This window comes from Pseudovibrio sp. Ad26 (assembly GCF_001623285.1).
GTDB lineage: Bacteria > Pseudomonadota > Alphaproteobacteria > Rhizobiales > Stappiaceae > Pseudovibrio > Pseudovibrio ascidiaceicola.
In genome coordinates, this window is sequence record NZ_LMCE01000015.1 from 138,282 (window position 1) to 160,118 (window position 21,837).

Annotated in this window: 15 protein-coding genes, 1 tRNA gene and 1 pseudogene; 12 read left to right on the forward strand and 5 right to left on the reverse strand. The window is 50.1% G+C overall.

Features of this window, described 5'->3' with window-relative positions; genetic code table 11:
- Nucleotides 1–236 precede the first annotated feature (236 nt).
- The 3 genes from PsAD26_RS03515 (at nt 237) to PsAD26_RS03525 (ending at nt 3,894) form a co-directional block, all read left to right on the forward strand.
- Nucleotides 237–2,231, forward strand: a complete 1,995-nt coding sequence (locus PsAD26_RS03515; RefSeq protein WP_208985484.1) for a HAMP domain-containing methyl-accepting chemotaxis protein — start codon at nt 237–239, stop codon at nt 2,229–2,231.
- Nucleotides 2,232–2,362: 131 nt separating this feature from the next.
- Nucleotides 2,363–2,452 (forward strand) — tRNA-Ser (locus PsAD26_RS03520).
- A gap of 56 nt (nt 2,453–2,508) precedes the next feature.
- Nucleotides 2,509–3,894 carry a hypothetical protein gene (locus tag PsAD26_RS03525; protein WP_063309277.1) on the forward strand — a complete coding sequence of 462 codons (1,386 nt, stop codon included), beginning with the start codon at nt 2,509–2,511 and terminating at the stop codon, nt 3,892–3,894.
- Here PsAD26_RS03525 and PsAD26_RS30330 read toward each other — a convergent pair.
- Nucleotides 3,891–4,022, reverse strand: coding sequence for a hypothetical protein (locus PsAD26_RS30330; protein WP_275507193.1), 132 nt, complete (start codon nt 4,020–4,022; stop codon nt 3,891–3,893). The genes PsAD26_RS03525 and PsAD26_RS30330 overlap by 4 nt on opposite strands.
- Nucleotides 4,023–4,210: 188 nt before the next feature.
- On the opposite strand from PsAD26_RS30330, the gene PsAD26_RS03530 reads away from it, so the two are divergent.
- Entirely contained in the window at nt 4,211–5,407 is a 1,197-nt protein-coding gene (locus PsAD26_RS03530) for a Gfo/Idh/MocA family oxidoreductase (RefSeq protein WP_063309278.1), read from the forward strand.
- Nucleotides 5,408–5,450: 43 nt separating this feature from the next.
- On the opposite strand, the gene PsAD26_RS03535 is transcribed toward PsAD26_RS03530, so the two are convergent.
- The 4 genes from PsAD26_RS03535 to PsAD26_RS03550 form a co-directional block, all read right to left on the reverse strand.
- Complete coding sequence (locus tag PsAD26_RS03535; RefSeq protein WP_063309279.1) at nt 5,451–6,896, reverse strand: nucleobase:cation symporter-2 family protein; 1,446 nt, start codon at nt 6,894–6,896, stop codon at nt 5,451–5,453.
- Nucleotides 6,897–6,926: 30 nt separating this feature from the next.
- Nucleotides 6,927–7,433, reverse strand: a complete 507-nt coding sequence (locus PsAD26_RS03540) for an ureidoglycolate lyase (RefSeq protein WP_063309280.1) — start codon at nt 7,431–7,433, stop codon at nt 6,927–6,929.
- A gap of 6 nt (nt 7,434–7,439) precedes the next feature.
- Nucleotides 7,440–8,273, reverse strand: a complete 834-nt coding sequence (locus tag PsAD26_RS03545; RefSeq protein ID WP_208985500.1) for a bifunctional allantoicase/(S)-ureidoglycine aminohydrolase — start codon at nt 8,271–8,273, stop codon at nt 7,440–7,442.
- Nucleotides 8,274–8,638: 365 nt separating this feature from the next.
- Nucleotides 8,639–9,580 (reverse strand): LysR family transcriptional regulator, encoded by a 942-nt coding sequence (locus tag PsAD26_RS03550; protein WP_063309282.1) that lies wholly within the window; start codon nt 9,578–9,580, stop codon nt 8,639–8,641.
- Nucleotides 9,581–9,815: 235 nt separating this feature from the next.
- Between PsAD26_RS03550 and PsAD26_RS03555 the strand changes: the two genes are divergently transcribed.
- The 8 genes and pseudogenes from PsAD26_RS03555 (at nt 9,816) to PsAD26_RS03590 (ending at nt 21,408) form a co-directional block, all read left to right on the forward strand.
- Nucleotides 9,816–11,162, forward strand: a complete 1,347-nt coding sequence (locus PsAD26_RS03555; RefSeq protein WP_063309283.1) for a nitrate/nitrite transporter — start codon at nt 9,816–9,818, stop codon at nt 11,160–11,162.
- Nucleotides 11,163–11,257: 95 nt separating this feature from the next.
- Nucleotides 11,258–12,610: pseudogene (locus PsAD26_RS03560) on the forward strand (NarK family nitrate/nitrite MFS transporter); the annotation flags it as partial.
- 25 nt (nt 12,611–12,635) lie between these two features.
- The gene (locus tag PsAD26_RS03565; RefSeq protein WP_063309285.1) at nt 12,636–16,385 is read left to right on the forward strand and encodes a nitrate reductase subunit alpha; all 3,750 of its coding nucleotides are present in this window, start codon (nt 12,636–12,638) and stop codon (nt 16,383–16,385) included.
- On the forward strand, nt 16,382–17,923 hold the full coding sequence (narH, locus tag PsAD26_RS03570) for a nitrate reductase subunit beta (protein WP_063309286.1): 1,542 nt from the start codon (nt 16,382–16,384) through the stop codon (nt 17,921–17,923). The genes PsAD26_RS03565 and narH overlap by 4 nt, the downstream gene beginning before the upstream one ends.
- Nucleotides 17,920–18,642: a nitrate reductase molybdenum cofactor assembly chaperone gene (gene narJ / locus PsAD26_RS03575; protein WP_063309287.1), complete on the forward strand. Its 723-nt coding sequence runs from the start codon at nt 17,920–17,922 to the stop codon at nt 18,640–18,642. The genes narH and narJ overlap by 4 nt, the downstream gene beginning before the upstream one ends.
- A 2-nt stretch (nt 18,643–18,644) precedes the next feature.
- A complete protein-coding gene (gene narI / locus PsAD26_RS03580; RefSeq protein WP_063309288.1) occupies nt 18,645–19,358 on the forward strand; it encodes a respiratory nitrate reductase subunit gamma in 714 nt (237 codons plus the stop codon).
- Nucleotides 19,359–19,364: 6 nt separating this feature from the next.
- Nucleotides 19,365–20,252 carry a peptidylprolyl isomerase gene (locus PsAD26_RS03585; protein ID WP_063309289.1) on the forward strand — a complete coding sequence of 296 codons (888 nt, stop codon included), beginning with the start codon at nt 19,365–19,367 and terminating at the stop codon, nt 20,250–20,252.
- 163 nt (nt 20,253–20,415) lie between these two features.
- The gene (locus PsAD26_RS03590) at nt 20,416–21,408 is read left to right on the forward strand and encodes a Gfo/Idh/MocA family oxidoreductase (RefSeq protein WP_084403560.1); all 993 of its coding nucleotides are present in this window, start codon (nt 20,416–20,418) and stop codon (nt 21,406–21,408) included.
- Nucleotides 21,409–21,837 lie beyond the last annotated feature (429 nt).

Genomic DNA, 21,837 nt, shown 5'->3' on the forward strand with positions numbered 1-21,837 from the left:
ATACCTACGATCTAATTGTTACGTTCAAATACCTATTACGCTGCGTTTTATGGTTCATTCTATGATTGTTTTAAGGATCGATAAACCTTCGCCAGCCAACAATAGCGCAAAGAGATTTGTGCATGTTCCATACAAGTGCTTAGGGGAGAAATGAGCGCCGAATATGGAATGTATGTGACAATCTCGCGATCATTATCATCCAATGAATTAAACCGCATACGTGCGGGGGGCATAAAATGCGCATTCCAAAGTTCGCCTGGATACATTCCGTCGTAACTCGAGTTATGGCTCTTGGGTTGTTGCCGATACTTGTGCTGGGTGGGGCACTGATTTTTCTCTCTCAAATGAATAGCCAGAATGCTGAATTTCAAAGAAATACGCAGACCTATAACCAGCTGATGCAAAATGCACAGGCGATCAGTGCTGCAGTTGATCGTATGCGCGCAATTGGTGGAGAGTTTCTACTTCACCCGAAAGTAGAGGCATCTGACATTGCAGCAAACGCACGCGAACGCGTTGTTGTACTGGTTGAAGAAACACGCGCACTAAGCGTTCCGGGCATTGAAGACGAGCTCTATGATAATCTGGAAGGCTATGCCTACGGATTTTCTGAGACATTTGGCGCTGTGGTTGAAGCGACACTAGAGCGTGGAACTAGCTCAGATGGAGGTCTCATTTCAGTCCTCCAGGGTGCTAGTTCCACAATGCAGCTCGAAATCAACAAGGCTCGTCGGCAACTGAACGTCAGCAAAGACACGCATCGTGTTGCTGGTTTGCTAAAAGATCTTCAGGCCATGGAATGGACCATTGGCGTTGACGGATATGAAATTGAAAAGAGCACCTTCAAAAGTCGCATTGAGCAGTTTGGCATGGTCATTCAAACAGCGAAAATGCCAGAAGAAACATCCCAGGTAGTAAGCGAACTCTGGGCAACCTACACAGAGACGCTGGAGCAGATTGAAACTCTGAATGCTGACATTCAGGAGGAAATGGTCTTCGCTCTGGAGCAGTTGGACGAAATGATCCCAGCTGCGAAACAGCTTAATGATATTGGTGTAGCGGGTGAGACCGAAGCAAGGGCACTTCACAACGATGCATCAGCTGCAAGTATGCAGCGCTTCTTGTTGCAGGCTGCTGCGATGGGGATTGTCGGCCTGATGATTGCTGGCTACATCGCGTGGCGTATCTCCCGCCCTCTCGCAAACCTGCATACAGCCATGGGCGTGTTGGCAAACGGGGATGTCTCAATCAACATTGAAGGCACCAAAGGCCGGGATGAATTCGCGAAAATGGCGAAGATCCTCGAAGTGTTTCGTGCCAACGCCATTGAGCGAAATCAGCTGAACGATGAACGTGATGAAGACAACAAGCGCCGCCAGGAGCGTGAGCAAAAAGTTGCGCTTCTTGTGCGTGAGTTCGAGAAAGCAGCAACGGCTGCAGGTGACGGTTTCAACTCCGCAATCCAGTCATTGCATGAAGCCTCCTTCGCTCTGAACGTCACTGTCGAAAGCGTCTCTGACAAAGCTGGTAAAGCAGGTGATGCGGTAAGCCACGCATCTACATCAGTGGCAACTGTTGCATCTGCCAGTGAGGAAATGTCTCTTTCCATTAAGGAAGTCGCGTCTGAAGCGGTAAATTCCAAAGACGTTGCCGATGAAGTTGGTGGGCTTGTTATCAACACGTCCAAGACAATTCAGGAGCTGGCTGAAACTGCATCCCGTATTGGAAAAGTTGTTAGTCTAATTAAGGATATTGCAGACCAGACCAACCTTCTTGCTCTCAATGCCACCATTGAGGCCGCACGTGCTGGCGAGATGGGCAAAGGCTTTGCGGTTGTGGCCTCCGAGGTGAAACATCTTGCAAACCAGACCACCACGGCGACGGAAGAAATCTCGCAGCAGATCCATGCGATCCAGCAGGTGTCTACTGATGCCGTTGGCTCCATCGAAAAAGTGACGAGCATGATGGAGAAGCTATCCACCAGCTCTTCAGCAGTGGCAGCAGCTGTAGAACAGCAGTCTGTAACTGTTGGCGAAATCGCGCGTTCTGTGACCGATGCTTCTGATCAGTCTCGTATTGGTGAGTCCGAAATGGGGGAAGTTGCCAGCACTATTGAAAACTCCACCAAAACGGCAGAAGACATCAACAACCAGGCCGACAGCATCTCTGAAGAAGCTGATCAGTTTAACCGCTCGATCAAAGCCTTCCTTGAAAACGTTCAAGCCGCATAGTTCGCTCACTGCGTTTTTTATTGGGAGGTGATGCGTGAGCTGTGAGTTATCTGCGGCATAGCGGTCGCAGGGCTTGCCGAAGGGAAAGCTTCTTTATATGGTCCCGCAATCCTCACCACGAGGATCAATTAGGAGAGTTGCCGGAGTGGTCGAACGGGGCGGTCTCGAAAACCGTTGAGCACGCAAGTGTTCCGAGGGTTCGAATCCCTCACTCTCCGCCATTGTATATTTACATAAAACCTTACTATAATTATGTTTTTTTCTGGAAATGTATTCAATGAGCTGCCTGCCCGACAACAGATTTTCTGAAGCCTATAAAAAGTTCACTGAACTTGAACGCACAAGTGGATTGTTCGATTTGCGCGTTGGTAATGTTTGCGCTTGGCGCCTTGTTCGTGGGGAGCTATTTCTGTCTTATATGCGACAGAGAGATATATTAAATGACACACAGCGTGTACGCGTGACGCGGATGCAAAAGCTGAAACGCAAATCATCAAAATATCTAAGAAATTTCAAACGGCGAGTAAAGTTTCCATTTAATCTGTTGACAGCTACCTTTCTAACTTTCGCTCCGAATCGAAAGCCGGTTTTAGTTTTGGCATTTGGTCGCAAGTCTATTGCTAGTCAGAGGTTCACGTTACCGATTGAACAACATTATGGCGGGTCAGCGTTGCGATTAGGTGAAACATCTGCCACGATGTTTCCGTTTCCACAAGTCGATACCGCGTCAATTGATTGGATCTCTAAGTTCTTCTCTTACAGTATTCCTGAGCAGGAAATTGTAGCCTTTAGCAAACTTGTATCGGAAACTTATGAGATCCCAGAAGAAAATATTTCAAAGCTAGTTAGGCACCAAGTAAGTAGTTTTGCAAAAAATAAAGCGTTCTTTAAGTTTTTGTTAGCTCGCAAGAAAACGCATTCGGTATATGTTTGTTGGAATAAGCACTATTATGCGTTGCTTGCAGCCTGCGAGGATCTGGGTGTCCCCACCAGCGAGTTCCAGCACGGAATTATCGGACATTATCATAGTCAATATGCACTTCCTGAAATAGCGTCAGTACCATACTTCCCAGATCGACTTTTAACATTTGGTCCCGGCTGGGAAAAAGAAGTTCATCTTCCTGAAGATGCGAAAATGGTTTCTGTAGGATCAACGCGTATGCAGGCAATGTTGGACAAGCACAAGCATATCAAGAAACAAGATAATCTGGTTGTTGCCTTTTCGCAGAAAGTGATAAGTTTTGTCTTGTTTGAGTTTGTTATTGAAACAGCATTGAAGCGTCCAGACTTATTATTCCAGTACAAAATGCATCCATTTGAACAACCTCAGCGATTATTAGCCAATTATGTAGGTCGCATTCCAGAAAATGTGGAGGTTGTCGATAAGGACACCAGCAGTTACGCATTAATGGCGAAGGCTTCATATGTAATGGGTGTTGCAAGCACTACATTGGTTGAGAGTTTGGGGTTTGGGGCAAAAACGTTAGTGGTTCCATTTGCTGGCTGGGAGCTGTTGGAAAGCTTTATACATCGTAGGGAAATGAAACGAATTGACAGCCCGCAAGAAGCTGCAGATGCTTTTGATGAACTGGAAGTGTCAGAGACAAGCTACGAATCCTATTTCTCATCCCCTGATGACACCAATCTTCTTCAAGTTTTCTAACCCAGCCTCCCTTGCTGTTCATCTACAGTGAAGGGAATTTCCTCCATATCCAAATGCAACGTACGCTCGATAAAGCTCTCTGCATTTTCTTCATAATAGGCTCGAGTGGTCTCCGATGAGTTCGGCATAAGAACTACAAGCCTCTCTTAGGTCAGCAACAAATCAGTCTGGATTTTGAAGCAGTTTCTTTGAAATGGCCAACACTTTTACAAAAGAGTATTTGCAATTAACGATCACAAACTTAATGATCCTACAGGTTCTGGTGGTGCTGATGCGCTAACCGATATCAGCGCCTGAGAAATATGGAGAATGCATAATGACCGTTGAAGCAGCTGAACCACAACAAGTTTTGGATACTCCGAAAAAACTGGGACGTAGGCTGCGTCTGGGAATGATCGGCGGTGGTCAGGGAGCATTCATCGGTGCAGTTCACCGTATCGCTTCGCGTTTGGATGATCGCTATGAACTTGTTGCCGGTGCCCTTTCTTCTGATCCTGAGCGAGCAAAGGCATCAGCCGAAGAACTTTATATCCCAACTGATCGGGCCTATACATCCTTTGAAGAAATGGCAGAAAAAGAGCCGCTTCGGGATGATCCGGTCGACGTAGTTGCGATCGTCACGCCTAACCATATGCACTATCCGGCAGCATGCATGATGCTGGAAGCTGGTATCCATGTTATCTGCGACAAGCCGATGACCACCACCAGTGAAGAAAGTGAGAAGCTTGTTCAACTGGTCGAGGAAACTGGCAAACTTTTCCTTTTGACGCACAATTACACCGGATACCCGATGGTCCGGCAGGCAAAAGCTATGATTGAGGAGGGCGAACTCGGGAGAATTCGTCTGATTCAAGTGGAGTATCCGCAAGATTGGCTGACGGAGCCGATAGAGCAATCAGGCCAAAAACAAGCCAGCTGGCGCACTGATCCGAAACGATCTGGAGCAGGCGGCTGTATCGGAGATATTGGCACGCACGCTTACAATCTTGCCTCCTTCGTATCCGGCATGAAAGCAACTGAAGTGCTGGCGGAGCTAACAAGCTTCGTAGAGGGCAGAGCGCTGGATGATGATGTGCAGATGCTGCTGCGCTACGAAAATGGTGCCAAAGGAATGTTGTGGGCGTCACAGGTTGCTCCGGGCAACGAAAATGGATTGAGACTGCGCGTTTATGGAGACAAAGGCGGCGTTGAATGGGTGCAGGCTGACCCGAACCATTTGGTATATTCACCCTATGGAAAGTCAAGTTATCGCATCACACGCGGCGGTCCAGATGCAAGAGAGGCCGCAAATGCAGTCTCTCGCATCCCAGGTGGTCATCCTGAAGGGTATCTGGAAGCTTTCGCAACGATCTATAACGAATTTGCGGATGTTTTGACTGCGCGCATTTTAGGCCAGTCAGAACCAGACTGCAGCAAGCTGCTTCCAACTGTAGCTGATGGACTGGATGGATTGAACTTCATCGAAACAGCCGTGAAAAGCTCTCAGAACGGCGGTTCATGGCAGAAACTTTAAGAGATGCTCCCCTCGCAGTAGCGGAACGGCGAGGGGAGTTTCTTTAGGCTTGGGAGCCTGCTGGTTTTAGTGGTGCATCCTCTTGTGAGGCCAGGCCGCCTGAAACTTCATCCGTTGCTTCGGCGGAAAGCTCCTCTGGCAATATAAGATTGAGCACAATTGCGATCAGGGCTGCAGGAAGCAAGCCACTCGTCATCAAAATGCGTAGTGTGTCAGGCAGATACTGAACAGCTTTTGGATCCAGCTGCAAACCAAGGCCGATTGATAACGCAATCGCGAAGATCACCATGTTCCGGCGGTTCCAGTTGACGTCGGAAAGCATGGAGACACCGGCAGCGACCACCATGCCAAACATAACGATGACACCGCCGCCGAGCACCTCAATAGGAATTGTGCGAATGATCGCTCCAACCTTGGGTATCAGTCCACACACGATGAGGAACAAGGCGCCAATGGTCACCACATGGCGGCTCATCACGCCTGTCATGGCAATTAAACCAACATTCTGGCTGAAGGATGTGTTGGGCAAACCACCAAAAACACCGGCTATTGCTGTGCCAAAACCATCGGCATATGTCGCGCCTTGAATTTCCTTGTCTGTCGCCTCTCGTCCTGCGCCGCCTTTTGTGATGCCAGAGACATCGCCTACTGTTTCAACAGCACTTACAAACGCCATGAGACAGAAGCCAACCACAGCAGCAATGCTGAAATCAAAACCATAGGCGAAGGGCATTGGCAGAGCAAAAGATGCAGAGCGACCAACGCTTGCGGCAATCCCATCCACGGTCACCATGCCAACCATCATTGCGTAAAGGTATCCTGCAAGGATCCCAATCACCACGGCAGATACAGCTAAAATCCCGCGGGCATAAAATTTCAAGCCAAGGGTGACGAGAATGACAATGAGCGCAGCAGACCAGTTGAGCATACTTCCATACTCAGGCTTGCTAATAGCAGGCACTCCGCCCGCAGCATACTGAATGCCTACTTTCACTAACGCCAGACCGATCATGGTTACGACAAGGCCAGTCACCAGCGGCGGCAAAGCAAAGCGAATGCGACCAATAAAAATCCCAAGGATGGCATGAAACAAACCACCAATGAGCACGCCTCCAAATAGAGCTGGCAAGGCCTCAACACCTTTACCTGCAACGAGTGGGATCATGATGGGTATGAAAGCAAAGCTGGTACCTTGCACAATCGGCAAGCGGGCTCCGACTGCTCCCATTCCAATTGTTTGAAAGAGCGTCGCTATTCCGGCAAACAGCATGGACATCTGGATCATGTATGTCATGTCCGGGAAGCCCTGCGCCCCCGCATCAGAACCAAACCCAAATCCGGCAGCACCGGCAATAATGATCGCCGGAGTAACGTTTGAAACGAACATGGCAAGCACATGCTGAATGCCAAGTGGAACCGCCTTATGTAAAGCAGGCGTGTAGTTCGGGTCACGCAGTTGTTCTGGTGTCCCGATGGAATTGCTGGTCATTTAGTCCCCTCCTACTAATGACGCACAGTGTTATTCCGTTATGAGGTAGGCCTCCTTCAGCCAGTGTTCTTCTAGGTTATTTCCGTCCCCAATCCGGTCGACAACAGCGAACAGTCCTGACCCGTTGATGGGAGTCAGAACGCCGTGCCATGTGTTCCGTTTGATATTGATGGACTGGGTTAAACTCGCCATAAACGCACGTGGTGTTGAAGGCCGTCCACCTTCATCTTCGGCGACTATGACAAGATATTCTGATTGGTTCATCGGAATGAAGCATTGCGATCCCAATGGATGGCGCTCCAACATCGTCAGCGTGTGCGGAAGACTGCGAAGCTCTGCCTGAAAAAGGCTTACACCGGCGCGGCCACCAATAAACTCAACACCAGCCAAATCAGAAAAACGCTCACACCGACCTTCATTGATTATGATAGGCGATGTCCCACCGGTCTCAATCAGTTCACCAAACGGCATAAAAACCTCAGAGGTGAGCTTTTCAATCCGTATTGTGCGCTGCTCTGTCGTGGCTCGATTACCCATACCTAATCACCTCTGAAACGAGCCAAGTTGGGCATGTCGATTGACGTCTTTGTAAAGCAAGTACCGGAAACGGCCAGGGCCGCCTGCGTAGCAAGCTTGCGGGCAAAAAGCGCGCAGCCACATAAAGTCACCGGCTTCCACCTCAACCCAATCGTTGTTCAGTCGGTATACTGCTTTCCCTTCCAAAACATACAAGCCATGTTCCATCACATGGGTCTCAGCAAACGGTATGCAGCCACCGGGCTCAAAGTTCACGATGTTCACGTGCATGTCGTGCCGCATATCACTGGGGTCTACAAAGCGCGTCGTCGTCCAGGCTCCATTGGTATCTGGCATGGGAGCAACCACAGCATTCTTTTCATGGGTAAACAGAGCGTCGGGCTTTGCAATGCCTTCGACAGCCTCATAGCGCTTTCGAACCCAATGGAAAGTGGCAGCTAGAGAGCTATTGTTGCGGACTTCATATTGGACTCCAGCAGGCAGATAGGCGTAGCCACCTTCAGTAAGTGTGAAAGCTTCATTGCCCATTGTGATCGTAATCTCACCTTGAACAACGAACATCACGCCCTGCGCTTCAGGATCTGGCTCAGGTTTAAGAGAGCCACCATCTGGCTGAACTTCCATGATGTACTGCGAAAACGTCTCAGCAAACCCGGAAAGTGGCCGCGCAATAATCCAGGCGCGCGTCTTTTCCCAGAAAGGTAGATTTGAGGTCACGATGTCCCGCATCACGCCTTTGGGAATAACGGCATACGCATTAGTAAACACTGCCCGGTCTGTCATGACTTGTGTTTGTGGAGGCAAGCCTCCCGAAGGTGCGTAGAAAGAAGAAGGTGATATGCCCTCAGAAGGTGCATCAAAGATGCGGGGTGGCAGTGTTTGAGTACTCATATGTAAGTTTACTTCCTTGTACGACACTCACGCAATTACAATCCGCGTAAGTGCAGCAACCCGAATTAAGTTGAATTCCTTGCCGGGGAGGTGCACTCGTTGAATTAAGGATCAATGAGGCACTGTTCGAAACATTGGGTAAATGTGCTGGTATCAACCGTGTCCTTAAAGCTCGTCAGCTGGCAGGGCCACCAAACTCCTCCCATTTATCAGTTTAGCCTAATAAATGAGTTGGATTATCAAAATTATTTTGAAAGTATTTCGCGAATAACTGGAAAAAGAAACAGGTACATAAACGACTTTTCAGTCGGGAATTACTTGTTCTGAAGGTGATTAGAATATTGATAACTCTTGTCTTTTAGATACGCCTTCAACTGCTCACTGATGAAATTCAGATAAAGCCGGATCTTAGGATCTTGATAGCGTTTGTGCGGAAAAAGACATGCCAAATGCACATCAGCGGGAGGGGTAGCAGTGCAGACGGCGATAAGGTTTCCACTGAGCAAATGGTCGACAACATCAAATAAGGGTGCATTTATGAGGCCGTGATGGCCGAGTGCCCAGTTCACCAACACATCGCCGTCATCAGAGGTGAAAGGTCCACCAACTGTGAAGCTCTGTAAGCCCTCAGAAGTTTGAAGCGTCCATCGGCTTTCAGAGGAACCGGGAAACTGGAGCAGAAGACAATCATGCTTTCCATGCTGGAGATCGGTCCCTTGCAGTGGCTCACCACGCTGCTTCAAATAGGTAGGGGATGCACACAGTACCCGAGGACAGTCTAGCAGGTTTTTCAGCCTCATTTCAGAATTTGGTAACTGTCCCAGAATGAAAGCCAGATCCAACCCTTCTCCCGTAATGTTGAGAGGACGATCTGAAAGCCTGAGGCGAACATGAATTTCAGGATAAGCATCGTGGAATTCAGGAATAAGCGGTGCGATCAAACGCCGCCCTATCCCGAGTGGAGCAGAAACAAAGATTGAGCCGCGTGGAGTGTGCGTCACCTCCTGCACAGCTGCCTCAGCCTCTTCCATTGCTTCCAGCATCTTACGGGCACCGGGGTAAAAAATGCTACCTTGCTCAGTAGGTTGGATGGTGCGAGTGGTGCGGTTAAACAAGCGAATGCCCAGGTGCTTCTCAAGCTCTCCAATACGGGAGGAAGCAACCGCAGGAGAAACATGCATGTCTCTTGCCGCGGCAGACATGCTGCCAAGCTCAAACACGCGCACAAACATCCTGACATTGTTGATGTAAGACATTGCTTTAACTTTGAAATCCCCGCCTCTACACGAAACATACCAGCATCAAAGTAGTCTGGATAGGTGTTTTTCATTGCGTCGTGAGTTGGAAATAAAACATAGTTTTACTCCAAGTTGTATTTCAATTTTACTCGTTTAATCCTGTTCTTTCTATGAGTTGCTCTACTTTTGGGTGCTAAAGCTCCTGAGATTCTATGTGGATTGTCTTACCTGCTAGAATTCAGGATCAAATACTATGCATTCACTTGAGGGTGTTACTCGCTCCGATCAATATAGGGCATTGGGTCTCAGCACCTTTGCTTTTACTATCTGTTTTGCAGTTTGGACCATTTTTTCCATCATCGGTGTGCGCATTAAAGGCGAACTTGGGTTGTCCGATACTCAGTTCGGTTTATTGGTCGCCACACCAGTGCTCACCGGTTCTGTGAGCAGAATTTTCCTTGGAGTATGGACAGAGCAGTTTGGTGGACGAATTATGTTCCCACTGCAGATGCTCATTACAGCAGTCTGTGTCTGGTTGCTCACCTCAGTACAAACCTATGAAGTGTTTCTGTTAGCTGCCTTGGGCCTTGGATTGGCGGGCGGCTCTTTTATTATCGGCGTAGCCTATGTCTCCCAGTGGTTTGAAAAAGAGAAACAAGGCACTGCACTCGGCATTTTTGGTGCCGGTAATGTCGGCGCAGCTGTTACCAACTTCGTAGCGCCATTTCTGGTAGTCGCAGTTGGCTGGGAAGGTACAGCTCGCGTTTACGCAATTGTTTTGGCAGTCACAGCCGTTCTGTTTTATCTGCTCAGTAAAGATGATCCGTCTCAGCAGGAGCGTAAGAAAGAAGGCAAGCAAGCTGTATCTACAGCAGAACAGCTCGCTCCGTTGAAGAACCTGCAAGTCTGGCGTTTTGCGACCTACTACTTTTTCGTCTTTGGCGCCTTTGTCGCTCTCGCATCATTCCTCCCGCGATACTACACCGGAGCTTACGGATTGGAGCTGACAACGGCTGGCGTTTTCGCTGGCCTTTATTCACTACCCGGGTCTGTTTTCAGAGCGCTGGGTGGTTGGATGTCAGACAAATGGGGTGCACGCTTTGTCATGTACCTCACATTTTTCGTCTCTCTCCTTTGCCTCTTCCTGCTGAGCTATCCAGAAACCTCATATATTGTCAGCGGTATTGACGGCCCGATCGAGTTTAACTTCGGCCTCGGCGTAGGCGCTTTCGTTTCCGTTACCGTCGTCCTTGGTTTTGTCATGAGTCTTGGTAAAGCGGCAGTCTACAAGCACATCCCGGTTTATTACCCCTACCATGTTGGTGCTGTCGGGGGCCTCGTGGGCATGATCGGCGGCCTTGGTGGCTTCTTCTTGCCAATTGCCTTTGGAGTTCTGCTCGACTGGACTGGCGTTTGGACAGCGCCCTTCATGCTCCTCTTCATCATCGTTGCGGTTTCAACTGTGTGGATGCACGTCGCAATCCGCCGGATGGAGCGCAAGCGTTATCCAGAATTGCAAGACGAAACAGATCTTTCTGATCTCCCGGATGAGCCGGTTGAAGGTCCGGACGGACCTGCAGGTGCAGAAAAGTATCCGTAACCAGCGAAGTCCTTTCTGGACATTCGGTCTGGGGAGGGCATGTAGCCAAAAGGAATGAATGTATGTCTGATAACCACACTCAAAAAGGGCACACACTAGTTGAATGGCGACCGGATGATCCGGAATTCTGGGAAACCAAGGGTAAGGCGATTGCCTCTCGGAACCTTTGGATCTCTATTCCGGCACTTTTGCTTGCTTTCTCAGTGTGGCTGGTTTGGAGTGTTGTTGTCGCAAGGCTGCCCGCCATCGGTTTTGATTATACGACAGACCAGCTGTTCCTGCTGGCCGCTTTACCAGGCCTTTCTGGTGCGACGCTCAGGATCTTTTATTCCTTTATGGTCCCAATATTTGGTGGCCGCCTTTGGACAACGCTGACCACAGCATCGCTGCTTCTTCCGGCTTTAGGCATTGGATATGCAGTTCAAGATCCCACCACACCTTACAGCATCTTCCTTCTTTTAGCCCTGCTTTGCGGTTTCGGGGGCGGCAACTTCGCTTCTTCAATGGCGAACATTGCGTTCTTCTACCCAAAGAAAGAAAAAGGGAATGCGCTTGCGCTCAATGCAGGCCTCGGAAACCTCGGCGTTTCCGTCATGCAGTTTGTCGTACCACTTGTCATCACAGCAGGTGTCTTCGGTGCGATCGGTGGCGCTCCCCAAATCCTTGAAGACGGATCGCAGCTTTGGATCCAGAATGCAGGCTTCGTTTGGGTTCCATTCCTCATTATCGCCACGCTGGCTGCATGGTTTGGCATGAATGATATCGCTGATGCCAAAGCGAGTTTTAAAGAGCAGTCCATCATCTTCTCAAGAGCGCACAACTGGATCATGTGCATTCTTTATACGGGGACTTTCGGAAGCTTTATCGGCTACTCCGCAGGCTTCCCGTTGCTCATGAAAACACAGTTTCCGGAAGTAAATGCACTCACCTTCGCATTCCTTGGACCACTCGTTGGCGCACTCTCCCGCGCTGGAACGGGTTGGGTATCTGATAAATATGGTGGCGGCCGCGTAACGTTCTGGACCTTCTTGTTCATGGCGGTTGCTGTTGGCGGTGTGCTGTTCTTCTTGTCCATCAAAACAGAGCCGGGGGCTTTCTGGGGCTTCTTTGCCTGCTTCATGGCACTGTTCTTCCTGACAGGCGTAGGCAACGCCTCCACATTCCAGATGATCCCGACCATCATGCGCCAACAGGTCGGCCTCTTGATGCCAGAGCTGGATGCAACAGCTCACCTGCGTCAGTCAGAACGTGAAAGTGCGGCCATCATCGCCTTCACTTCTGCAATCGCAGCCTACGGTGCCTTCTTCATCCCCAAAGCCTACGGAACTTCTATCGCCTACACAGGTGGTCCGGATGCCGCGCTTTGGGCCTTCGGCATCTTCTACGTGATCTGTCTGGTGATCACGTGGTTCTTCTACACCCGCAAGGGTGCATCCGTTCCGTGCTAAGCAAATAACGTGAAGGGCATTTCAGATGTCTCTACTACTCGATAAACTGAACTTCTTCGCAAAACAGGACACTGGTACCTTTGCAAACGGGCACGGTGTTACAACCAATGAGAACCGAAATTGGGAAGACAGCTATCGAAAGCGATGGCAATACGACAAAATCGTACGCTCGACCCATGGTGTGAACTGCACTGGTTCCTGTTCCTGGAAGATCTACGTTAAAGGCGGGATTGTCACCTGGGAAACCCAGCAGACGGATTATCCGCGTACGCGCCCGGGCCTGCCAAACCATGAGCCACGGGGTTGTTCTCGTGGTGCCAGCTACAGTTGGTACATGTACTCCGCAAACCGGGTGAAGCATCCACTCATTCGCTCCCGTCTCCTCAAGTTATGGCGTAACGAGCGGACAGTGAAATCGCCGGTCGCTGCGTGGGCAGCCATTCAGGATGATCCTGCAAAGCGCGCAGATTACCTGAAAGTGCGCGGACACGGTGGTTTTGTGCGAGCCACTTGGGAAGAAGTCAACGAAATCATCGCAGCAGCAAATGCTTACACAGCGAAGAAATGGGGCCCTGACCGTGTCGTTGGCTTCTCGCCAATTCCGGCTATGTCCATGATTTCTTATGCAGCTGGAACCCGCTATCTGTCCTTGCTCGGCGGCACATGCATGTCGTTCTACGATTGGTACTGCGATCTGCCTCCTGCCTCACCACAAACATGGGGTGAGCAAACCGATGTGCCTGAATCTGCTGATTGGTACAATGCGGGCTTCCTGATGTTGTGGGGCTCCAACGTTCCCCAAACGCGTACACCCGATGCGCACTTCTACACCGAGGTTCGCTACAAAGGCACCAAGTCAGTCGTGGTCTGCCCAGATTACTCGGAAGCGGCCAAGTTCTCGGATCTCTGGCTCCATCCAAAGCAAGGCACTGATGCAGCGCTGGCAATGGCCATGGGGCATGTCATCCTGCGTGAGTACCATTTAGACAGGCAGGCAAAATACTTCGAGGACTACTGCCGGAAATATTCCGACATGCCGCTGCTGGTTCGCCTCGTCAAAAAAGACGGCAAATACATCCCGGAACGCCTCCTGCGTGCTTCCGAATTTGCGGACAAGCTGGGGGAAGAAAATAATCCGGAATGGAAAACTGTCGCCCTGGACCGCAAGTCGAAGAAGATTGTGGTTCCGCATGGCTCCATCGGCTTCCGCTGGGGGGAGAAAGGCAAATGGAATCTTGAAGAAAGAGACGGTGCCGGCAAAGACACTGACCTCGCCATGTCTTTCATTGACAAAGCTGATCATGATGAAGTCGCTGACGTGGCTTTCCCATACTTCGGCAATCGCGAGCATGATCACTTTGCGGGAACCAACCATGAAAGCGTGATGGTGCGCAAAGTCCCCGCAAAGAAAGTGAAGCTGGCGGAAGGTGAAGCGCTTGTCGCATCCGTTTTCGACCTCTTTATTGCCAACTACGGTCTGGATCGCGGATTGGATGATCCAAACTCTGCCAAGTCCTATGATGAGGAACTGCCTTACACGCCTGCATGGGCAGAGAAAATCACAGGCGTTCCCAAAGATCATATCATCACAACGGCCCGCGAGTTCGCGACAAACGCCGAGAAGACAAACGGACGTTCCATGGTCATCCTCGGTGCTGGTCTGAACCACTGGTACCACATGGATATGAACTACCGTGGCATCATCAATCTGCTGGTGATGTGCGGCTGCGTTGGTCAATCTGGTGGTGGCTGGAGCCACTATGTGGGGCAGGAAAAGCTTCGCCCACAAACCGGATGGACAGCACTCGCCTTTGCGTTGGATTGGACACGCCCACCACGGCATATGAACTCAACATCCTTCTTCTATGCGCATACAGATCAATGGCGCTACGAGACGCTCAAGGTAGATGAAATCTTGTCGCCAACCGCCCCTGATGGGGATTGGGATGCATCGCTGATTGATTACAACATCCGCGCAGAGCGTATGGGGTGGTTGCCATCAGCACCGCAACTTGAGACCAACTCGCTTCAAGTTGCCAAAGCGATAGAAGAGAGCGGCAAAGAAGCTAAAGACTACATTGCTCAGGAGTTGAAGTCTGGTGGCCTCAAACTGTCTTGTGAGGACCCCGACAACGAAGCCAATTGGCCGCGCAACCTGTTTGTCTGGCGCTCCAACCTGCTTGGGTCCTCCGGTAAAGGCCATGAATACTTCCTCCGCCATCTGCTTGGTACTGAGCATGGTGTACTTGGCAAAGACCTCGGTGAAGAAGGCCGTCAGCGTGCAAAAGAAGCTGTCTGGCATGACAATGCGCCCGAAGGAAAGCTCGATCTGCTCGTCACGCTCGACTTCCGTATGTCCACCACCTGCGTGTATTCGGATATCGTTCTGCCAACAGCCACATGGTACGAGAAAAACGACCTCAACACCTCGGACATGCATCCCTTCATTCACCCACTCTCCAGCGCAGCAGATCCTGCATGGGAAGCCCGCAGTGACTGGGAGATCTTCAAGGGAATTGCCAAGTCCTTTTCTGAGGTATCTCAGGAAGTTCTCGGCAAAGAAAAGGACGTGGTTCTTGTCCCAATCCTGCACGATACCGCAGGCGAGATCGCCCAACCATTTGACGTTGCAGATTGGAAGAAAGGCGATATTGACCCGCAACCCGGTAAGACAATGCCGAACGTTGTGGTCGTTGAGCGTGATTATCCAAACATTTACAAGTGCTTCACAGCTCTTGGCCCGTTGATGAGTAAACTCGGCAACGGTGGCAAAGGCATCAGTTGGAACACCGAGCACGAGGTAGACCTCCTCAAAGGCCTGAATGGCGAGGTACTGGAAGACGGTCCAACCAAAGGCTTGGCCAAAATCGAAACGGATATTGATGCAAGTGAAGTCGTCTTGTCTCTGGCCCCGGAAACCAATGGTGAAGTGGCTGTCAAAGCTTGGGCTGCTCTTTCTGAGTTCACTGGCAGAGACCACACCCATCTGGCGTTGCCAAAGGAAGAAGAGAAAATCCGCTTCCGCGATATCGTCGCTCAGCCGCGTAAGATCATCTCTTCACCAACGTGGTCTGGCATTGAGTCTGAGCATGTTTGCTACAACGCAGGCTACACCAATGTACATGAGTTGATCCCGTGGCGAACGATCTCCGGTCGTCAGCAACTTTATCAGGATCACCTCTGGATGCGTGCATTTGGCGAAGGCTTCTGCGTGTACAGGCCGCCGATAGACACCAAAGGCGTCAAACCGGTGATTGATGACAAGTCTCTCGGCAGAAAACAGTTGGTGCTTAACTTCATCACTCCGCACCAGAAGTGGGGCATCCACTCCACGTACACAGACAACCTGCTGATGCTCACGCTCAACCGTGGCGGTCCGGTGGTCTGGATTTCAGAAGTCGATGCGCAAAAGGCTGACATTGAAGACAATGACTGGGTTGAAGTCTTCAACATCAATGGTGCGCTTGTGGCTCGTGCGGTGGTCTCTCAGCGCATGAAAGAAGGCACGATCTACATGTATCACGCTCAGGAAAAGATCGTGAATACACCGGGATCAGAGCTCACCGGACAACGAGGCGGTATCCATAACTCGGTGACCAGAACCGTCACCAAACCAACGCATATGATTGGTGGATACGCGCAGCAATCCTATGGCTTTAACTACTATGGAACGGTTGGCTCCAACCGCGATGAGTTCGTTGTGGTTCACAAACTGGAAAAAGTGAACTGGATGGAAGAACCACTGGATGACAGTGGTCAGGAGGCAGCAGAATGAAAATCCGCGCACAAGTCGGAATGGTGCTGAATCTGGATAAATGCATTGGCTGCCATACCTGTTCAGTAACTTGTAAAAACGTTTGGACCAACCGGGAAGGCGTTGAATACGCCTGGTTCAACAACGTGGAAACCAAACCCGGTATTGGTTACCCCAAAGACTGGGAAAACCAAAAGAAATGGAACGGTGGCTGGGTTCGCAAACGCAATGGCAAGATCATTCCCAAGATGGGTGCCAAATGGCGCATTCTGGCGAAGATCTTTGCAAACCCTGACCTGCCAGAAATTGACGACTACTACGAACCGTTTGATTATGATTACGAGCACCTGCAAGGCGCTCCTGAAAGTGCTCAGTTCCCAACAGCCCGCCCAAAATCAGCGATCACCGGCGAGCGGATAGAAAAAATTGAATGGGGACCCAACTGGGAAGAAATTCTCGGTGGTGAGTTCTCTAAGCGCTCAAAGGATTACAACTTTGAGGGTATTGAGAAGGAAATCTACGGCGAGTTTGAAAACACTTTCATGATGTACCTGCCACGCCTGTGTGAGCACTGCCTCAACCCAACATGTGTCGCTGCGTGCCCATCAGGTGCCATCTATAAACGTGAAGATGACGGTATCGTCCTGATCGATCAGGAAAAATGCCGTGGTTGGCGCATGTGCGTCTCTGGCTGTCCTTACAAGAAGATCTACTTCAACTGGTCCTCCGGTAAGTCAGAAAAATGCATCTTCTGTTATCCGCGCATTGAATCCGGTCAACCAACAGTCTGTTCCGAAACCTGCGTAGGCCGTATCCGTTATCTGGGTGTGATCCTGTACGATGCGGATAAGATCGAAGAAGCAGCCTCAACCAAGGATGAGAAGGACCTCTACGAAGAGCAACTGAAGGTCTTCCTTGATCCGCATGATCCGAAAGTGATCGAACAAGCCCGCAAAGATGGTGTTCCTGAGGATTGGCTGAATGCCGCCAAAGCTTCTCCAATCTATAAGATGGCAATCGACTGGAAAGTGGCTTTCCCACTTCACCCGGAATACCGCACACTGCCAATGGTTTGGTACATTCCACCTCTCTCCCCAATCCAGTCAGCCGCGGAGGCTGGCAAGATCGGTTGGGATGGTGACCTGCCGGATGTCCGGAGCATGCGTATTCCGGTCCGCTATCTCTCCAACCTCCTCACAGCAGGCAAAGACGAGCCTGTCGTCACGGCGTTGGAACGGATGCTCGCCATGCGCTCCTACATGCGCTCCAAGTCAGTTGATGGCGTAGTCAATGAAGCTATTGCTGAACGAGTTGGGCTGACTTCTGAGTTGATTGAAGACATGTACAAGATCATGGCGATTGCCAACTACGAGGACCGCTTCGTCATCCCAACCACTCACCGTGAAGTTTCCGAGGATGCCTACGATGTCCGGGGCTCCTGCGGCTTCTCATTCGGCAATGGTTGCTCTGGCGGCAGTGATGGAACTGACCTGTTCGGTGGTTCCCGCAAGAAAACTGTCGAAACACCAACGGATATATTTAAGGAGATGCGCGGATGATCGTCTCCTTAAAAATCCTCTCGCTCTTGCTCAACTATCCGACGCAAGAACTGCTAGATGACCTGCCAGCACTGAAAAAAGCAATAAACTCAGATCGCCTGCTCTCAGCTAAAGGCCAGAAAGTGATTTGCACTCTTTGCGATGATCTGGCTGGTAAAGATCTTTATGAGGTGCAGGAGCGATACGTGTTCCTGTTTGATCGGACTCGCTCACATTCACTACATCTGTTTGAGCATGTGCATGGTGAGAGTAGGGATCGCGGACAAGCACTCGTCGATCTGCGTGAGATGTACCTGAAAAATGGTTTCGCAGTAGAAACCACGGAACTCCCAGACTACATCCCGTTATTCCTCGAATACTTGGCGCATCAGCCTTTTACTGAGGCGCAGGAACTGCTTGGTCAGACCGCGCATATCTTCGAAGCCCTTCGTTTGCGTCTCAAAAAGAAAGGCTCAATCTACGCCAATGCATTTGGGGCTGTTGCTGAAATCAGCAAAGCGGCACCTTCCAAAGAGCTCCTCTCAAACATTCTTGCAGAGCCCGAAGATGATCCAAATGATCTCGAAGCCATGGATCGCATTTGGCAAGAAGAGGTCGTCAAATTTGGTGGCAATGCAGGAGAAGGCAGCTGCGGCCCTGATCGCTTAAGAATGCAAATGAGAGCTGCGGACAGACGTCCCTCTGATCCAACGCCACAGAACATCCAAGGGGAGACCTAGAAATGTCTGGCTTCTTCAACACGTTGTTCTTCGGAATATATCCATACATCGCCCTCTCAGTTTTGATTGTAGGCACAATCATCCGTTATGACCGTGAGCCTTACAGCTGGCGTGCTGGTTCAAGCCAGCTCCTCCGCCGTAAACAACTGGTCTGGGGTTCGGTACTCTTCCATGTGGGCGTACTCGTCATCTTCCTTGGCCATTTCGTTGGAATGCTCACACCAATTGCAATCTTCGAAATGCTAGGCATCAGCCATGGTGCAAAGCAGGTATTGGCGATTGTTGTTGGTGGCATAGCGGGGTTGATGGCAATTGTTGGAGCTGGATTGCTCATTCACCGCAGGCTCTACGATGCGCGGGTAAGGGCAGCCTCCAGTGCCATGGATACCTTCATCATCTGCCTTCTCGGTTTCCAGCTTTTGTTGGGTTTGGCAACCATTCCGATCTCCTTGCAGCATCTGGATGGTGAGGAGATGGTTAAACTGATGACATGGGCACAAGGCATCTTCACGTTCCGCGGTGATGCGGCAACCTATGTCGCTGATGCCTCATGGATCTTCAAGTTGCACCTGTTTGTGGGATTGTCGATCTTGCTCATCTTCCCGTTCACGCGCTTGGTGCACATGCTCAGCGTTCCGGCAAGATACTTGTGGCGTCCTGGTTACCAGATCGTGCGTGAGCGCAACTCCACCAATTCACGAAATCCTGCTGAGTGAGGTGAAATGGCCAATCTCTACACCAACCCAAATCTGAGTGAGGGTGCTCCGGCAGACGTGGATCTGCCGAGCACCAAGGTGCCGCCTAAAAGCAAGCCGATCATCACAGATGTGTCAGTTAACGGCGTTCAGATCTCAGAGCAGAATATTCTGGCAGAAGCCCAAAACCATCCAGCTGAGAACCCTGGTCAAGCCGTGCAAGCTGCCGCCAGAGCGTTAGTTGTCCGAGAGTTGCTGTTGCAGCAAGCCAGGTCTTTGAACATTCAGGCGGCACCAGAACAGATGGATGACGGAAGTGAAACGCCTGAAGATGCTGCGATTAGAGAGCTGATCGAGCAGGAAGTCGATATCCCGTCAGCCTCTACAGATGAGTGTCAGCGCTACTATGAGAACAACAAGGCCCGCTTCAGCTCAGAGCCAATCTATGAAGCCAGCCACATCCTGTTTGCAGCTGGGTCAGATCAACTCACTGCCCGCAGCATTGCCAAAGCGCGAGCCCACGATGTAATCAAACTGCTTCAGGATAAACCAGAGGCCTTTGCAGATTTAGCGCTGGAGTACTCCGCTTGCCCTTCAAAAGAAACGGGCGGAAATCTGGGCCAATTGACCAAGGGCAGCACAGTTTCGGAGTTTGAAAAAGCGCTCCAATCGATGCATGCAGGACAGATGACAGGCGAACCTGTTGAGACCAAGTTCGGCTACCACATCATTTTCCTGAACAGGAAGATTGAAGGGAACACCCTGCCACTCGAGCATGTTGAGGAAACCATCAGAGCATGGTTGGAAGCCGCAAGCTGGTCCAAAGCAGTGTCTCAATACATCACCATCCTGGCAGGATCTGCTGAGATAAAAGGTATTGATTTACTTGGTTCTGACAGCCCGTTGGTTCAGTAAAATTGTAAGTACTTAGCAAAGAGTACCTGCTCTTTTATCGATAAACTTGGATAAGCAGTAAGCTATTGATCTCCGGTATTTTCTCATTCCTTAAATGTGATTAGGGTTATTTCCGGAGTTCTTCCCGTGATGTTCTCGGGATCCTGTGTTCTGGAGAAAAACAATGTCGAAACTGAACTGGGGCTTTCTCGGAACAAGCTTCATCTCGCTGACAATGGCAGACGCTATACAAGCGGAAGGATCGACGCGGATACATTCCGTGGCAGGCCGGTCAGAAGTGCCTCTGAAAGTCTTCGCAGAAAAGTACGATGTTGAGCATACCTTTGATGACTTCAACGAACTGATTGAAGACGAAGCCGTTGATATCATTTACATCGCTCTCCCAAACCATATTCACCACGAGTACGTGATCAAGGCAGCAAATGCGGGGAAAGCCATTCTCTGCGAAAAGTCGCTGTCTATTGACATGGAAAAAACCGATCAGGCGCTGAAAGCGGTTGCCGAGAACGGTGTATTCTTCGTGGAAGGGTTGATGTATCTGAACCACCCGTTTGCAGCTGCTATTCGCGATGTGGTTGCCTCTGGGGAGTTGGGTGAGATCCAGTCGATTACAGCTCAGTACTGCGCGTCAATTGCCAGGTTCGTGAACCCACACAGCAAGGGGGCACTTTATAACCTTGGTTGCTATCCGACCTCGCTGATGCATCTTCTGTTACAGACCGCATTCCCAACTCATATTTTTGAGAACTATAACATTTCGGCGATGGGTCGACGCGGTGCGGACGGGAATATCTGCGAGTCTGCAGCGACGTTGCGGTTGAATAACGGTGTTGTCTGCCAGCTTCACACAGCGGAAGACTACGGACTGCATGCTGCTTTCACAGTGCTTGGTTCCAAGGCAAGTCTGGTGTTGAATTCCAACCCATGGCTACCGGAGGCTGAGGGGAATATCTTCACGGTTACCCCATACGAAAAGCCGGGAGATACGCGCACAATCACAGCAGACGGCAATGCCTTTGTCTATCAGGTCAGAGCGATCCGCGAAGCGATTGAAGCTGGCAAAAAGGCGCTGGAAAGTCCGGCTCCAAGTGTTGAGGACAGCCGTCAGATTATGCAGATCCTAACCGATTGGGAAGCTGCAACCGTGACTGCTTAAGCTACACCATATCACAATGTGAGGGGTGCGATTGCACTCCTCCGGGCAGCGCAAGAAACGCATTCAAGCGCTCGCAAATACAATAATTCCCAAATTTCTCTCAGCGATCTGCAATAGCCCTCTTGCTCACTCTATAAGCAGCAAGCGCTAATTCCTGCATGAAATCAACCTGCTATATGTGTGCAATTTAGGCAGATAGAGCATTCATTAGGCGTTGTGAGCTATTTTTCAATCTATGGAAAATATTGCAAAATAATATTGATTGAAATTATTTGACCGAAAAGTAAAATTTCATAATGTTGCTTCGATTCGAGTGTTTTGTCGTCGCTTGGCTCAATCCACAGCCATATAGTGGTTAAATAATATTTATAAAGTCGATAAATAGCTGAATACCATAAGAAAAGTACTGTGTGATCTGCATTAATTTAC